Below are 16,338 nucleotides of genomic sequence, written 5' to 3'. Positions count from 1 at the left end.
GGTAGAATTAATCGAGCAGCGTCAACAGTTTTTTTGCAAACCCGCTGTCTAGGACAGCCACAACTACACGTGCTTCTTTTCCGATCGCTTGACCAAGAAGGTGACGATTTCCCACTATTTTATATGGAACGTGATAGGATTTACATTTGTCTGTTACTTTTTTTGCTGTATTCGCAGACGCATCTGCTGACAGCAGCACGAGCTTCGCCTTGCCGCCCCTTATTTCTTTGACGGAGAGCTCTTCACCCGATATGATCTTGCGTGCTCGATTGGCCAAGCCAAGCAATGACATCCATTGATTTGAGTTCATCAGGATAGTCGTTTCTCCTTCTCTATGAGCTCTAAAAGCTCTTCATATATAGAATCATCCACTGCTGCATCCAGATGATTTGAGAGTATGTTTTTCTTTTGTGCTGATAAGACTGCTTCTTTATCTCTGGAAAGATAAGCTCCCCGGCCTGACTTTTTCCCGGTCAGATCCAAAGAGACCTCGCCTTCCTTAGAGCGAACGATGCGAACCAGTTCTTTTTTCGGCTTCATTTCACCGGTAGCGACACATTTACGCATGGGAACCTTTTTATTCTTGTTCACGATCATTCACCCTTTCTTACTCCCTGTCTTCATCTGCGTCATAATCAGATTCAAAATCAGCATCTTCTTCCGCAGTGAAGTCTGTATCAGTATCAGTATCATAATCCGCATCATCAGCGTAATCTTCTTCATCAAAAGTAAGAAGTGACTCTTCACGAGGGAAAATGCCTGATTCACGTGCTTCAGTCTCAGATTTAATGTCGATTTTCCAGCCGGTCAGCTTGGCAGCCAGGCGCGCATTCTGCCCGCGCTTCCCGATTGCAAGCGAAAGCTGGTAATCCGGCACGATGACAGTGGTCGCCTTATCTTCTTCATTCACAATTACATCCAGCACTTTGGAAGGGCTCAATGCATTTGCTACAAAGACAACCGGATCCGGGGACCATTTAACAATGTCGATCTTCTCGCCTTTCAGCTCATTGACGACTGCCTGTACACGAGTCCCTTTTGGGCCTACACAAGATCCAACCGGATCGACTTCGCTGTTGTCAGCATGAACTGAGATCTTGGAGCGGTCTCCCGCTTCCCTTGAAACCGATTTAATTTCAACGGTGCCGTCATAAATTTCAGGCACTTCAATTTCAAACAGGCGCTTCAATAAGCCAGGATGCGTCCGGGAAACAAAAATCTGCGGCCCTTTAGTCGTTTTCTCAACTTTCGTGATAAAAACCTTGATCCTGTCATGAGGCTTATATTGTTCATTCGGCATCTGCTCATTGGCCGGAAGGATGGCTTCGATCTTGCCGAGGCTGACATAAATAAATTTAGGGTCCTGCCTCTGGACGATACCGGTCATGATGTCTTCTTCGCGGTCGATGAATTCTGAATAGATGATCCCGCGCTCTGCCTCACGGACACGCTGTGTTACAACCTGCTTGGCAGTCTGTGCAGCGATTCGGCCGAAGTCCTTCGGAGTGACCTCTAATTCAACCACATCTTCAACCTGATAATTCGGGTTGATAGCCTTGGCTTCATCCAGGCTGATTTCAAGACGCGGGTCAAAGACCTGCTCTACTACTTCCTTGCGGGCAAAAACCCTCATCGTTCCGCTTCCAAGGTTCAAATCGATGCGGACATTTTGCGCCTGGTTGAAGTTTCGGCGGTAAGCTGAAATCAAGGCTGCTTCAATGGCCTCGATAATGATATCCCGAGAAATTCCTTTTTCTTTTTCCAGCAACGTCAGAGCATCCAGCAATTCACTGCTCATGAGATTGTATCCCCCTTTAATCTCCTAAATCTCGTTTCTTCCTTATGAGAAAGTAACTGCCAAACGGGCATTGGCCACTTTTTCATACGGGATGGAAATTGTTTTTATTCTTGTTTTGACCCTGACTTCCACAGTCACTGTCTCACCATCAAATTGAGTGAGCTTACCTTCAAACGTTTTTTCGCCATCTATTGGTTCATACGTTTTAATGAGGACATTTTTTCCGATTGCACTTTTATAGTCCTTCTCTTTTTTCAGAGGGCGTTCAGCACCCGGCGATGAGACTTCCAGGAAATAGTTATAAGGAATAGGATCGAGTTCGTCGAGCTTTTCGCTGAGCCTTTCGCTGACAAGGCCGCATTCTTCAATGTCGACACCCTGCTCCTTATCAATAAATACGCGAAGGAACCACTCTTTTCCTTCTTTCACATATTCAATATCAACCAGCTCCAGATTAAGTTCATCCACGATAGGGGTGACCAGCTCTTCGACGGTTTCAGTCACTTTGCTCATAATTTCCCTCCTTTGGTGTTAAGGCATCCTTAAACCCGTATGTAAAATCCCGGGATGCTCAGGCCCATGCCTGTAAAAAGCCTGGCCCGGGCATTTAAAGAGACCCCCCCTCTAAGGGGGGGCTCTCAGCCGGAACATGCTTCTTTCACAGAGCAGATGCCTGGAGAAGCGTTCAGAAATTAGCGTACACAACACGAAAGAGTGGGTTGCCCCACTCTTTTTCGAGAGTTATCCTTAGTATTTCCAATAAAACTATACCATAACCAAATTTTTTATGCAAATGGAACAGCGGTGCTGGCAAGGGTTTGCCATGCCGGCAGAGTCAGCAGCCAAACGTCTGGTTTAGAATAATGACAGCTGGTTCTGATCCGGGAGCGACTCCAGGCAGCCGTGATTATCCAGGTACTCAAGGATCGTTTTGGATATCCTTCCTCTTTGCTGGAGATCTTCTTTAGAAAGGAATTCCCCTTCTCCCCTTGCTTTTACAATGTTAAGGGCGGCATTTGTGCCAAGCCCCGGAATCGCATTGAATGGCGGGATGAGAGAATCGCCGTCGATGATGAAATCAGTTGCATCCGAACGGTATAAGTCCACTTTAGAGAATTTATAGCCGCGTTCGTTCATTTCCAGAGCAAGCTCCATGACGGTAAGAAGGTTCTTTTCCTTTGGAGATGCGTCAAGTCCTTTTGCGTTGATTTCCTCGATCTTTGCCCTGATTGCCTGGGATCCGCGGACCATTGCTTCCACATCAAAGTCTTCAGCCCTGACCGTAAAGTAGGCCGCATAGTAAAGGAGGGCATGATGGACTTTGAAATAAGCGATCCGGACAGCCATCAGCACATAGGCGGCAGCGTGCGCTTTCGGGAACATATATTTAATCTTTTTACAGGAATCAATATACCATTCCGGCACTTCATTTTTTCGCATTTCTTCTTCCATATCATCAGAGAGCCCCTTTCCTTTACGGACCGACTCCATGATTTTAAAGGCGAAGGCTGGCTCCAGCCCCTGATAGATCAGATAGACCATGATGTCATCCCGGCACCCGATTACTTCACTCAGAGTACAGATGCTGTTATGGATAAGCTCCTGTGCATTGCCGAGCCATACATCCGTCCCGTGCGACAGGCCAGAGATCTGGACAAGCTCTGAGAAAGTGGTCGGCTTCGTATCCTCAAGCATCTGGCGGACAAAGCGCGTCCCGAATTCCGGTATGCCAAGCGTCCCTGTTTTACACATGATCTGATCTTGAGTGACGCCCAATGATTCAGTCCCGGAAAAAATCTTCATGACCTCGGGATCATCAGTCGGTATCGTCTTAGGGTCGATCCCGCTCAGATCCTGGAGCATCCTGATGACAGTAGGGTCATCATGGCCGAGTATATCGAGCTTCAGGAGATTATCATGGATTGAATGGAAGTCAAAATGGGTCGTCTTCCATTCAGATGTTCTGTCATCGGCCGGAAACTGGATCGGCGAGAAGTCGAAGATATCCATATAATCGGGTACAACGATGATGCCCCCAGGGTGCTGGCCGGTCGTCCTTTTCACGCCTGTGCATCCTGATGCAAGGCGGTCAATCTCTGCACCGCGGATCTGCAGGTTGTTGTCCTGCTGATAGGCCTTAACATATCCGTAAGCTGTTTTATCTGCTACCGTGCCGATCGTTCCCGCACGGTAAACATTGTCTTCACCGAACAGCACCTTTGTGTAATTATGTGCCCTCGGCTGATATTCGCCTGAGAAGTTCAAGTCAATATCAGGTACTTTGTCCCCTTTGAATCCAAGGAACGTTTCAAACGGGATATCATGGCCGTCTTTGCGGTAGGGAATATCGCAGGTTGGGCAGTTTTTGTCAGGCAGATCGAAGCCCGATCCGACAGAGCCGTCGTTAAAGAACTCGGAATGCTTGCAGGCCGGGCAGACATAATGCGGCGGCAGCGGATTTACTTCCGTGATCTCGGTCATGGTTGCGACAAAAGAAGAACCGACCGATCCCCGCGAACCAACGAGGTACCCATCATTCAGCGATTTTTTTACTAGCTTATGAGAGATGAGATAGATAACGGCAAATCCGTGGCCAATGATGCTCTTAAGCTCTTTTTCAAGCCTGGCCTCGACGATTTCCGGCAGTTCATCCCCATAAATCCGCCTTGCCATGTCATAGCTCATATTGCGCATTTCTTCATCCGCACCATCGATTTTCGGAGTGTACAAGTCGTCTTTGATCGGTTTGATGCTGTCTATCATATCGGCAACTTTATTCGTGTTTTCTACAACAATTTCCTTTGCCTTTTCCTTGCCGAGGAAGGAGAATGCATCGAGCATTTCATTGGTTGTCCGGAAATGTACATCCGGGAGCTGGTGGCGGTTAAGCGGATTGGCGCCGCCCTGTGAATTGATCAGGATCTTCCTGTATATTTTATCAACAGGATTCAGGTAATGGACATTCCCGGTAGCTGCGACAGGTATGTCCAGTTTTTCACCAAGTTTCACAATATTCGAGATGATTTCTTCCAATGCTTTTTCATCCCTGACCAGCTCCAATTCTAGCAGATGTGCATAGACAGCTTTTGGATGGACTTCAAGATAGTCGTAAAAGGAAGCCAGATCTTCAGCTTCTTCCGGCCCCTTTTGCATCATTGCTTCAAAAACCTCGCCGCGGTCGCAGCCAGAGCCGACAAGGATGCCTTCCCTGTACTTTTCAAGCAATGAACGGGGAACCCGCGGAACACGGTAAAAATAGTTCATATGTGAAATGGATACAAGTTTAAATAAATTCTTAAGTCCTGCCTCCGTCTGGGCCAGCAGTGTGCAATGGTACGGACGCGCCCTTTGGTAGGCATTGCCCTTGCCCATATTATCATTAAGCTGATTATGATATTCAATGCCTTTTTGCATGACCTCTTTGAGCATCTTGATCAATAGATAACCTGTGGCTTCAGCATCATAAATGGCTCTGTGATGCTGTGTGAGCTCCACATCGAATTTCTTTGCCAGTGTGTTCAGGCGGTGGTTCTTCATCTCAGGAAGCAGGAATCTTGCGAGCTCAAGTGTATCAATGACAGGGTTGGCGGCTTTGCCGAGACCATATCTTTTATATCCTGTATTCAGGAAGCCCATATCAAATGATGCGTTATGGGCGACCAGGATATCATTCTGGGACCACTCTTTAAACCTGCGGAGCACCTCTTCTACCTCTGGTGCATTCCTGACATCGTCATCCGTGATGCCTGTTAAATCTATCGTTGTCGCTGACAGAGGATGATGCGGGTTCGCAAATGATTCGAATCTGTCGATGATTTCGCCGTCATGTATTTTGACAGCCGCAAGCTCGATGATCGTGTCATAAACAGCGGAAAGCCCTGTTGTTTCCACGTCAAAGACGATATACGTACCTTCTGCCAGAGGGATCGGGGCAGCATTATAGGCAATCGGAACGCCGTCATCAATCAGATTGATTTCGACTCCGTAAAGGATTTTAATATCATTTTTCTTACCTGCACCAAATGCCTCCGGGAATGACTGCGCCACGGCATGGTCTGTAATGGCAATCGCCTTATGGCCCCATTTTTTCGCCTGTGATACCAGCGCACTTACCGATGAAACTGCGTCCATCTGGCTCATAGGGGTATGCAGGTGAAGCTCGACCCGTTTCTCGTCTTCAGGTGAAGTGTCTTTTCTTAGGACCGGCTTAATCTCATTAATGTCGTTCCCGATCATGACCAGGTCGCGTACAAAAGTATCGTTTTGAATGCTTCCGCGGACCTTCACCCACATGCCTTTTTGGACATGCTGGAACAGGGCTGCATCCTCTTTGTCGCGTGAGAACATTTTGACCATGATGGAGCTTGTATAGTCTGTGACCTTAAAGGTCAGCAAAGTCCTGCCGCTTCGGAGCTCCTTCGTTTCAGCTGCAAAAATAAAGCCTTCAACTGCAACTCTGCGCTCTTCATCGACAATTTCCTCAAGACGCCTGAAATCTGCATCGTCCTTGATGGTAAGGCCGATAGAAAGCGGTCCCTGCAGTTCGCCGGAGCCTGAATCTCCTTCGGCTTCTTTTTTCTGCATATCGATCATTGCCTGGCGGCCCCGTTCCTGGTCTTCCTGCTGCTTTGCCTTCAGGAACTGCTCATACTCAGCATTGGATGAAGAATCGGCATTTATTTCTGTATCGATAGTCAGCATAGGGAAACCAAACGTCTGGAAGACATTCGCTATCATGCCGGCATACTTCCGCTTGATCGCCAGCCCTTCCATTTCATTGCGGACGTTCAAGATGACCTTCGTCCCCTGCACCTTTGGCGTCTGTTCATTCAGAAGCTTGATCAGCGGTGGGGATATCCCTTCGATCTCCTGGATGCAGCTTTTCCAGTAATCCAGGAGAAGCTCTTCTGTGAAGTTCTGGTCTGCCACTTCTATCGTAAAAGAAGTGTTTGCTATATGTGAAAATGTTTTTTCCAGCTGGACAGAAAACCGGCTGAAGACACTGCATGGCAGTATGCTGTCAAACATGAAGTAGAAATGCCATTTCTTCGCTTGCTTTTCTATTACTACTTTGTCTATTTGCGCATTTTCGAAATGCTTTACAAAGGCATCTTCTGTGAGTTGAAGCTGCTGGAGCAAGAGGTGGAATCGCTCTTTTTTGCCTGTGGCATCGCTCATCGTTCTCTCTCCTATCCTTAAAATCTATTTTATTTATATGATTGTTTTTTTGGTTAGAAACATTAGTCATTATACCATAAAGAGTGGGTGTGTTTTGAAAAAGAAATTGTTTGAAAATGAAGTTGGTTTTGATTTGGCATGCCTACTTTTTAAAGGGTTTTACATTATCAATCAGAGCAATGATAAATAACCCTTGGAGTAATCTGGTTATGATTTTCAGAAAAATGTCTGCTGTATATGAGCCTGTTGATTTCCGTTCCAGGCACTTCGCTTTCCGTGGGGCGGAGTTGAGCCTCCTCACGCTTGCGCGCTGCGGGGTCTCAACATTTCCGCTATCTCCCACAGGAGTCTGCGTGCCTTCCACTCCAATCAACAGGGTCTTTGGAATTTTTTTTGCGAATTAAATTTCTAAAAACCAAACTCGGCTCTATTCCTGCAACTTGTTTTTAGTGTTAAATGGGGTGTTGATTTTGGGCTCGTTTTTGCTGTGCTCAATTGAGCCCAAAATCAACAAGGTACGCTGACACAGCCTTTTGAATGATATCCTGACATTAATTTAGCCTTTCTAATCCACGCAATTTCCCAGAATTAAAAACGGACCCCACAAAGGGATCCGTTCTTTGTCTAGCATTACTTTTGTGAAGCAAGGATGGAAGCAATATGCTCCAACAGCTGGTCTTTATGGATTTCTTCCATTTCGCCTGTGCTTCTTACTTTTACTTCGACGATGCCTTCGGAGGCTTTTTTGCCGGCTGTGACCCTTACTGGAAGTCCGATGAGGTCGGCGTCGGCAAATTTTACGCCGGCTCTTTCGGGCCTGTCGTCAAAGAGTGATTCGTAGCCTTTGCCGCGCAGTTCTTTGTAAAGCTCTTCTCCAAGGCCTGCCTGTGCTTCGTCCTTCATGTTTACGGCGATGACGTGAACCTTGAATGGCGCGAGATCTGCCGGCCAAATGAAGCCTTTGTCATCATTGTACTGTTCAGCGATTGCTGCAAGGATACGGGATACCCCGATGCCGTAGCAGCCCATGATCATCGGCTGGGTACGGCCGTTTTCGTCAAGGTAAACGGCATTCATTGCTTCACTGTAGCGGGTGCCAAGTTTAAAGACATGCCCGACTTCAATGCCCTTTGCAAAAAGGATTTTGCCGTTTCCATCCGGGGAGAGATCGCCTTCCTGGATAAAGCGGAGGTCTGCAAATTGAGAGACTTCAAAATCGCGTCCTGCATTGACATTGATATAGTGGAATCCTTCATCATTCGCACCGCATACGCCGTTCACTACTGCTTCCACAGCATGGTCTGCAACAATTTCAACATCTTTAGCGCCGATTGGGCCCAATGATCCTACAGAACAGCCGAGGATGCTGCGTGTTTCTTCCGGAGAAGCCAATTCAGCCGAAGCAGCTGAGAAGAGGTTCTTCAGTTTAATGTCGTTTACCTCGTGGTCACCGCGGACAAGAACAAGCACATATTTGTCATCAACCTTGAAAAGAAGCGATTTGATGCATTCCTCGTTTGATACATTCAGGAATGAAGACACTTCTTCAATCGATTTTTGATTTTCCGTCTGGACCTTTTCCAATTCCTTTGGAGCGGCATCGCTTTTCGCATATGCGTTGATGACTGGTGCCATTTCAACATTGGCAGCATAATCCGAAGAATCGGAATAAGCGATCGTATCTTCCCCGATATCGGAAAGCACCATGAATTCATGGGTATCTTTTCCGCCCATAGCCCCTGAATCAGCAATAACTGCCCTGAAGTTCAGTCCGCAGCGTGTAAAGATATTAGAGTACGCTGTAAAGAGCCTGCTGTATACTTCATCAAGGCTTTCCTGTGAAGAATGGAAAGAGTACGCATCTTTCATGATGAATTCGCGCCCGCGCAGAATTCCGAAACGCGGCCTCTGTTCATCCCTGAATTTTGTCTGGATCTGATACAGCGTCAATGGCAGTCTTTTATATGATTTTACTTCGTCACGGACCAGGCTGGTGATTACTTCTTCATGGGTTGCACCCAAAGCAAACTCCCGGTCATTACGATCCTTTAATCTCATAAGCTCTGGCCCGTATGTATACCATCTTCCTGATTCCTGCCACAGCTCAGCCTGCTGGAGCGCCGGCATCAGCAGTTCGCTCGCCCCTGCGTCATCCATTTCTTCCCTGACGATGGCCTCAATTTTCTGCAGCACTTTTCGTGCCATTGGCAGATAGCTGTACACACCCGCTGCGTTCTGGCGGATGAATCCTGCCCTGAGGAGAAGCTGGTGGCTTCTGACCTCGGCATCTGCCGGTACTTCTCTTAAAGTTGGTATAAGTGTCATGCTTTGCTTCATAATCAGCACCTCTTCGTTTCATATAATAATTCCTAATCAGGGTAAGGGCTTGTCCCGTTTCCCGGGTATCCGGAGAAAAAACTGGGCTATCGCCGGTTCTGGAGATAGCCGCAGATGTTTATTAGATTCTATTGCAGGAAGAATCGCTGGATATCATTCCATGTGACGACGAGCATCAGCAGCATAAGGAGGGCAAATCCGATAAAATGGACCATCCCTTCTTTGTTGCGGTCGATCGGCTTGCCCCGCAATGCTTCTACTGCAAAGAACATAAGCCTTCCGCCATCAAGTGCCGGAATCGGCAATAAATTCATGATTCCAAGGTTGATGCTCAGGATTCCAGCCCATTTCATCAGATAATAGATGCCTGATTTAGCCACTGTATCTGTAGACACATAGATGCCGACAGGGCCAGATAAAGCATCAATAGAGAACTGGCCTGTGACAAGCTTCCCAAGCATGACGAAAATTTCTTTCGTCCAAGTGTATGTTTCCTCTGCGCCATAAGCGATGGCTTTCAGCGGAGATTTCTCCATCGGGCTGTATACGCCGATTATGCCAATGGTTTCTTTGCCTTTTTCCCCTTCAACTTCCCTTGCCTCAGGGGTTACAGGAATTTCAAGCTCTTCTCCGTCGCGGCTGAGTATGAAATCCAGCTCTTTACCTGGGCTCTGCTGGATGATTTCCACCACATCGTTCCAGCTTGAGATTTCAGCTCCATTGATGCTCTGGACCTGATCTCCTTCAAGGAGGCCTGATTCCTTCGCAGCTCCATCAGGCGTCAGCCGGCCAAGCTCAGGTTCGTTTGTCGGCATCCCCTGAAGAAGGCCGATCAGTACAAAGACGACAAATGCAAGGATGAAATTCATCATCGGTCCGGCAAAAATGGCCATGGTCCTCTGTCCGAGCGTCTTGGAAGCAAACTGCCTGTCATATGGGGCGATGAGTGTCTCCACACCATCCTCGACAAGGAGTGCATCCTTGTTGATCGGATAGGAAACAAGCCTTTCTTCCTCTTCACCCTCGGCATAGCCGCGAATGACAAGATCATGCTCGATGTCGGCATATTCAACTTCAATCGGCCTTGCATCCGGATATTTATCTTTATTGTTAAGAATGATTTTGCTGACCCGTTCGTCACTATCCAAAATCAAGCCAACACGATAGCCCGGTTTAATTTCCACCATTTCAGGATCTTCCCCTGCCATCCTGACAAATCCCCCAATTGGAAGCAGTCGGATGGTGTAGACAGTTTCTCCTTTTTTATGGGAGAACACCTTCGGGCCGAAACCTATGGCAAATTCCCGGCAAAGAATGCCTGCCCTTTTGGCGAATACAAAGTGCCCCAACTCATGGAAAAAAACAAGGGCTCCAAAAATGATAATAAAGGCTATCACAGTATCCAAAAATATAACCACCTTTTTTTAGAGGTTGTTCAGTAAGAAAAGCGAAAGGCGCCCGCGCCGTGCGGCAAAGCCTGCCTGGCCCTCACCCTGCGGGCTTCAAGGGCAGCAGGCCGATAGGTTTTCATTCGATTTTTCGCCTGCAGGCTTTCCCGCAGGCAGATGGCGCACAGAGCCGTAATGCAGGCAAGCTTCAAGCGCCAAACTTTACAAGCCTTTTTGAATCTCGCTTTCCTGTACTGAACACCAGCTTATAGAAGCGAGTTTACCAGCTGCCTTGTCTGACGATCAACTTCCTGGATTTCCTCGAGGCCCGGGTTATCTGAAACAGCATGCTTTTCCATCGCTTTTTCAACTAGATCCTCTATCTGGAGGAAAGTGATTTTACCTTCCAGGAAAGCTGCAACCGCCGCTTCGTTAGCTGCGTTCAGGACAGCAGGAAGTGTTCCTCCCCGCCTGCCGGCATCAAATGCGAATTGCAGGCAGCGGAATCGGCTGTAATCCATCTCCTGGAAATGAAGCAGTCCGATTTCTGCCAGATTGAGCTTTTTGCCGCCAGGGTGCGGCAGACGGTCCGGGTATGTGAGTGCGTATTGGATCGGCACCCTCATATCAGGCGTCCCCAGCTGGGCGATGACAGAGCTGTCATGGAATTCGACCATAGAATGGATGATGCTTTCTTTATGAAGAAGGACCTCAATTTTTTCATAGGGCATGGAAAACAGCCAATGGGCCTCTATCACTTCAAGGCCTTTATTCATCATGGTTGCAGAATCAATGGTTATTTTAGCTCCCATAGACCAGTTTGGATGGTTCAAAGCCTGTTCAACCGTCACATCTTTGAGCTCTTCCCTTGTTTTATCGCGGAAGCTCCCCCCGGACGCTGTAAGGATAAGTTTATCGATATTCTTCTCTTTTTCCCCCTGAAGCGCCTGGAAGATAGCGGAGTGCTCACTGTCGACAGGAAGAAGCCCGACACCGTTTCTCCTGGCTGCATCCATGACGATATGGCCTGCAGTGACAAGGGTTTCCTTGTTGGCAATCGCAATCGTTTTTTTGGCTTCTATAGCCTGCAGGGTCGGCTGAAGGCCAACGCTGCCAAGGACAGCGTTAACGAGGACATCTGCTTTTGGATGTACGGCTGTTTCAATAAGCCCTTCCTGGCCATAGACAAACTTTATTCCAGGGAATTCGCCTGCAAGTGTTTCTGCATCATGCTTCTCAGCAGCGGCCACCAGCCCAGGCTTGAATTCCCCAATAATTTTCCTGCCCAGTTCAAGGTTTCTGCCGATGCTCATGCTGGCAAGGCTGAATTGCTCGGAATGCTCCCTTATGACATCAAGGGTCTGGGTGCCGATAGAACCGGTTGCCCCCATTAAACTAATATATTTCACTATTGTTCAACTCCTATTGTTTCAACAAGCTAGACTCTCCCGGCTAGTTAAGCAGCTGGAAGAAATGCAGAAGCGGCCATACGAATAAAAGGCTGTCAAACCTGTCCAGGATGCCGCCGTGCCCGGGAAGGATTGTCCCGGAATCTTTCACTTCATAATGCCTCTTAAGAGCCGATTCAGCCAGATCTCCTATTTGGCCGAATATAGACAGAACGAACGTGATGAAAGTAAGCTGCAGCAGTGTCGCGTCTATATCAGTCAGCAGGACGAACAGAACGGCAACGGCGACTGCACATACGACCCCGCCTATGAAGCCTTCCACCGTTTTATTCGGGCTGATTTCAGGCCACAGCTTGTTTTTCCCCATGGCTTTCCCGATAAAATAGGCACCGGAATCTGTTGCCCATACAATGAATAAAGAGAAAAAGATAAATAAAATACCTGCTTCACGTGTTTCAATAAAATAGTAAAAGCCTATCCCCACATATACGGATGCAAGAATTGAAAAGGCTGCATCATCAAAAGTAAATCTGTTTTTTGATGCCACGGTATAGGTCAGCAAAAGCAGGACAGCAAGCATCCCGATTTCTGTCTTTGATCCGGCAGCAAACTGCAATGCCGGCCATTCCTGTGCACCATCAGGAAGCATCAGCCCCCATAATAAAGCAAGTGTAATAATGCCGGGCACTGATAACATCTTGAGCCTGCGCATTTTCAATACTTCAAATAAAGCCGCGGCGGCAAGCACATAGGCAAGCAGCACAACCGGTGTCCCTCCGTATATGACAACAGGGATTAGTATAGCTCCAAATATGATCGCTGTTATGATTCTTTGCTTCATCTAGTTTTCAACACCTTTATTATACTCCTCCGAACCGCCTCTGACGGTTTTGGAACACCTCAATGGCCTCGAGCAATTCTCCCTCAGTGAAGTCCGGCCATAATACATCTGTGAACCAGAACTCCGTATAAGCCAGCTGCCACAGCATGAAATTGCTCAGGCGGATTTCTCCGCTTGTCCGGATCAGAAGATCGGGATCTTCCAGCCCATCAGTCATTAAGTAGGCTGAAAAAACTTCTTCATTCAGTTCGCTTTCTTCCATTATGCCACTTTGGCAATCATTTAAGACCCGTTTGACGGCTTCGAGTATTTCTGCACGGCTGCCGTAATTGAGAGCAAAGTTCAGAATGAGGCCATCATTGTCCTTTGTTTCTTCCATTGCCTTTTCAATCGCTCTGAGTGTATGGCCCGGAAGCTTATCTTTATAGCCTATCATCTGGACACGGACATTTTCCTCAACCAGCTCTGGAAGGAAAGTTCCCAGGAATTCTTCCGGAAGCTTCATGAGATAATCCACTTCAATCTTCGGCCGTTTCCAGTTCTCAGTCGAAAAAGCGTAAAGGGTCAGTGTCTTGATTCCGAGCTCGTTGGCAAGCTTAGTCGTCCTCCTGACCACCTTCATCCCTTCATGATGGCCCGCTATTCTCGGCAGGGCCCGCTTTTTGGCCCAGCGGCCATTCCCATCCATTATTATCGCTACATGAGAAGGTACTTTTTGTTCCCTTATTTTTATTATGCGCTCTCGGAGATCGGAAGAAGGTGCTTGGTTCTTCCATTTTTTAATTTTATTTAACATAAGACGGCTCCTTCAAAATGCGTTTCTCTTATCCTCCGAAAAAAGATCTTTCCCCAAAATGTACGATTTGCCTGTTCCCAAAATCCGCACGTTCTTATCATACCAAAAATAAATGAAGATATCTCTATAAAAAAGAATATGTAAACATAATAAAAATAAGAATACAAGAAGCAGCACATTATGGCAGGATGCCATAATTGTGCTCCATATCGCCATATGAGCAAAAGAACCCCCTATATACATAGAGGGTTCTTGTATATTTAGCTGATATAACCCGGAAAAAGAATTAAACCTCAAGAATTTCTTTTTCTTTGTCTTTTGTGATGCTGTCGACCTTTGTGATATGCTCATCTGTCATCTTCTGGATGTCATCTGAGTAGCCGCGAAGGTCATCTTCAGTAATCTCGCCGTTTTTCTCCAGCTTCTTCAGATCATCGTTGGCATCGCGGCGGATGTTGCGGATTGCGACCTTTGCATCTTCTGATTCTTTTTTGACTACCTTCACCAGCTCTTTCCTGCGTTCCTCAGTCAGGGCAGGGATGGCAAGGCGGAGCAGATTCCCGTCATTCGTAGGATTCAGGCCAAGATCAGATTTAATGATCGCCTTTTCGATTTCTCCCAGAATGCTCTTATCATAAGGCTGGATGACGAGAAGGCGGGCCTCAGGCACGGAAATTCCAGCAAGCTGGTTGACCGGTGTAGGCGCCCCATAATAATCCACAGTGATTCTGTCAAGAAGCGAAGCGCTTGCCCGGCCTGCACGGATGCTTGCAAGCTCCCGTGAATACGCCTGGATTGCTTTTGTCATACGTTCCTTCGAGTTTGAAATAACTTGTTTTGGCATTATTTATTCCCCCTGACGATCGTTCCGATTTTTTCACCGCATACGGCACGCTTAATATTGCCGTTATCCATAATTGAGAATACAATAAGCGGAATATTATTGTCCATGCATAAGGAGGAAGCTGTTGAATCCATTACGGCAAGCCCCTCTTTCAGGACATCCAGATAAGACAATTCTTCATATTTAACCGCATTTACATCTAGCCGAGGATCTGCGGAGTATACCCCATCTACATTATTTTTCGCCATTAAGATAACTTCTGCTTCGATTTCAGCAGCACGCAATGCTGCCGTAGTATCTGTTGAAAAATACGGGTTGCCGGTGCCGGCTGCGAAGATTACGACACGCTTTTTTTCCAGATGGCGGATTGCCCGTCTGCGGATATAAGGCTCTGCAACCTGGCGCATTTCGATGGATGTCTGCACGCGTGATTCGACATCAAGCATTTCAAGGCTGTCCTGAAGGGCAAGGGAATTCATGACAGTTGCAAGCATGCCCATATAGTCCGCATTCGCCCTGTCCATCCCCATCTCTTCCCCGATCTTCCCGCGCCAGATGTTGCCGCCGCCCACGACGACCGCCACTTCGACCCCAAGATCTGAAACTTCCTTCACCTGCTGTGCCACCGACTTGATGACGGCAGGATTAATGCCGAAGCCCTGCTCTCCTGCTAAAGCTTCACCGCTTAATTTTAAGACAACTCGTTTGTATTTAGGGCTGCTCATAAGAACCTCCATATGTATTGGAATTACATGATTTCTTGAAAAAGAGGGAACACAATGTGTTCCCCGATTACCTTCATAAAAGCAGATTCAACAGCTTTTATTTATTATTTTTTCACCTGGTTCATAACTTCTTCCGCGAAGTTGTCTTCGCGCTTTTCAATGCCTTCCCCTACTTCATAGCGAACGAATTCGCGAAGAGTTCCGCCAGTTGATTTTACGAAGTCGCGGACCTTTTGGTCAGGATTCTTAACGAATGCCTGGTCAAGGACACAAACGTCTTCAAAGTATTTGCTCAAACGGCCTTCTACCATTTTTGCAACGATGTTTTCAGGCTTGCCTTCGTTTAAAGCCTGCTGAGTCAGAACCTGGCGCTCGCGCTCAACTTCTTCAGCAGAAACTTCATCGCGTGACACATATTTCGGGTTCAATGCAGCGATGTGCATAGCTACATCTTTAGCAGCCTGCTCATCAGTTGAACCTTCAAGTACAGTCAGAACGCCAATGCGTCCGCCCATGTGCAGGTAAGCACCGAAAGCGTCGCTGTCAGTCTTGCTTTTCACTTCAAAACGGCGAAGGGAAAGCTTTTCTCCGATCTTAGCGATCGCAGCATTGATGTGCGCTTCTACAGTCGCACCGTTTTCCATTGTTTGTGAAGCAGCTTCTTCAGCAGAAGCAGGCTTGTTTTTAAGCAGGTGCTCTGCCAATTCTTTAACAAGAACCTGGAAGCCTTCGTTTTTTGCAACGAAATCTGTTTCAGAGTTCACTTCAAGGATGACAGCTTCATTGCCTTGTGCAAGGATGTAAGTTGTCCCTTCTGCCGCGATGCGGTCAGATTTTTTAGCTGCTTTAGCGATTCCTTTTTCGCGAAGGAAATCGATTGCTTTTTCCATATCACCATCTGTTTCCTGAAGCGCCTTTTTGCAGTCCATCATTCCAGCGCCAGTCTTTTCACGCAATTCTTTAACGAGTTGAGCAGTAATTGCCATAGTGAAATCCTCCTTAAATATATGTAATTTTCATAT

General features: G+C 47.1%; 13 protein-coding genes. All 13 read right to left on the bottom strand.

What is annotated here, in order from left to right:
- Window positions 1-7: 7 nt before the first annotated feature.
- Window positions 8-310, bottom strand: coding sequence for a YlxQ family RNA-binding protein (locus FZD51_RS14440; RefSeq protein WP_148975431.1), 303 nt, complete (start codon window positions 308-310; stop codon window positions 8-10).
- A complete protein-coding gene (gene rnpM, locus FZD51_RS14435; RefSeq protein ID WP_035403514.1) occupies window positions 310-591 on the bottom strand; it encodes an RNase P modulator RnpM in 282 nt (93 codons plus the stop codon). The genes FZD51_RS14440 and rnpM overlap by 1 nt, the downstream gene beginning before the upstream one ends.
- Window positions 592-607: 16 nt before the next feature.
- Window positions 608-1,798: a transcription termination factor NusA gene (gene nusA / locus FZD51_RS14430; protein WP_148975430.1), complete on the bottom strand. Its 1,191-nt coding sequence runs from the start codon at window positions 1,796-1,798 to the stop codon at window positions 608-610.
- A gap of 42 nt (window positions 1,799-1,840) precedes the next feature.
- Window positions 1,841-2,314 carry a ribosome maturation factor RimP gene (rimP, locus tag FZD51_RS14425; protein ID WP_170939423.1) on the bottom strand — a complete coding sequence of 158 codons (474 nt, stop codon included), beginning with the start codon at window positions 2,312-2,314 and terminating at the stop codon, window positions 1,841-1,843.
- A 339-nt stretch (window positions 2,315-2,653) separates the two neighbouring features.
- Window positions 2,654-6,976, bottom strand: a complete 4,323-nt coding sequence (locus FZD51_RS14420) for a PolC-type DNA polymerase III (protein WP_148975429.1) — start codon at window positions 6,974-6,976, stop codon at window positions 2,654-2,656.
- A 630-nt stretch (window positions 6,977-7,606) separates the two neighbouring features.
- The gene (locus FZD51_RS14410) at window positions 7,607-9,313 is read right to left on the bottom strand and encodes a proline--tRNA ligase (RefSeq protein WP_148975427.1); all 1,707 of its coding nucleotides are present in this window, start codon (window positions 9,311-9,313) and stop codon (window positions 7,607-7,609) included.
- Window positions 9,314-9,441: 128 nt separating this feature from the next.
- Window positions 9,442-10,719 carry an RIP metalloprotease RseP gene (rseP, locus tag FZD51_RS14405; protein ID WP_148975426.1) on the bottom strand — a complete coding sequence of 426 codons (1,278 nt, stop codon included), beginning with the start codon at window positions 10,717-10,719 and terminating at the stop codon, window positions 9,442-9,444.
- Window positions 10,720-10,967: 248 nt separating this feature from the next.
- The gene (locus FZD51_RS14400; protein ID WP_148975425.1) at window positions 10,968-12,110 is read right to left on the bottom strand and encodes a 1-deoxy-D-xylulose-5-phosphate reductoisomerase; all 1,143 of its coding nucleotides are present in this window, start codon (window positions 12,108-12,110) and stop codon (window positions 10,968-10,970) included.
- A gap of 43 nt (window positions 12,111-12,153) precedes the next feature.
- Entirely contained in the window at window positions 12,154-12,951 is a 798-nt protein-coding gene (locus FZD51_RS14395; RefSeq protein ID WP_148975424.1) for a phosphatidate cytidylyltransferase, read from the bottom strand.
- Between the two features lie 19 nt (window positions 12,952-12,970).
- Window positions 12,971-13,747, bottom strand: coding sequence for an isoprenyl transferase (locus FZD51_RS14390; RefSeq protein ID WP_148975423.1), 777 nt, complete (start codon window positions 13,745-13,747; stop codon window positions 12,971-12,973).
- Between the two features lie 286 nt (window positions 13,748-14,033).
- Entirely contained in the window at window positions 14,034-14,591 is a 558-nt protein-coding gene (gene frr / locus FZD51_RS14385) for a ribosome recycling factor (RefSeq protein ID WP_009795869.1), read from the bottom strand.
- Window positions 14,591-15,316 (bottom strand): UMP kinase, encoded by a 726-nt coding sequence (pyrH, locus tag FZD51_RS14380; RefSeq protein ID WP_148975422.1) that lies wholly within the window; start codon window positions 15,314-15,316, stop codon window positions 14,591-14,593. The genes frr and pyrH overlap by 1 nt, the downstream gene beginning before the upstream one ends.
- Window positions 15,317-15,420: 104 nt before the next feature.
- Window positions 15,421-16,302 carry a translation elongation factor Ts gene (gene tsf, locus FZD51_RS14375; RefSeq protein WP_148975421.1) on the bottom strand — a complete coding sequence of 294 codons (882 nt, stop codon included), beginning with the start codon at window positions 16,300-16,302 and terminating at the stop codon, window positions 15,421-15,423.
- Window positions 16,303-16,338 lie beyond the last annotated feature (36 nt).

The sequence above is a fragment of the Bacillus infantis genome (genome assembly GCF_008180445.1).
GTDB classification, from domain to species: domain Bacteria; phylum Bacillota; class Bacilli; order Bacillales; family Cytobacillaceae; genus Bacillus_AB; species Bacillus_AB infantis_B.
Note: the sequence above shows the minus strand (reverse complement) of the source record. Positions and strands in the feature narration are given on the sequence as shown.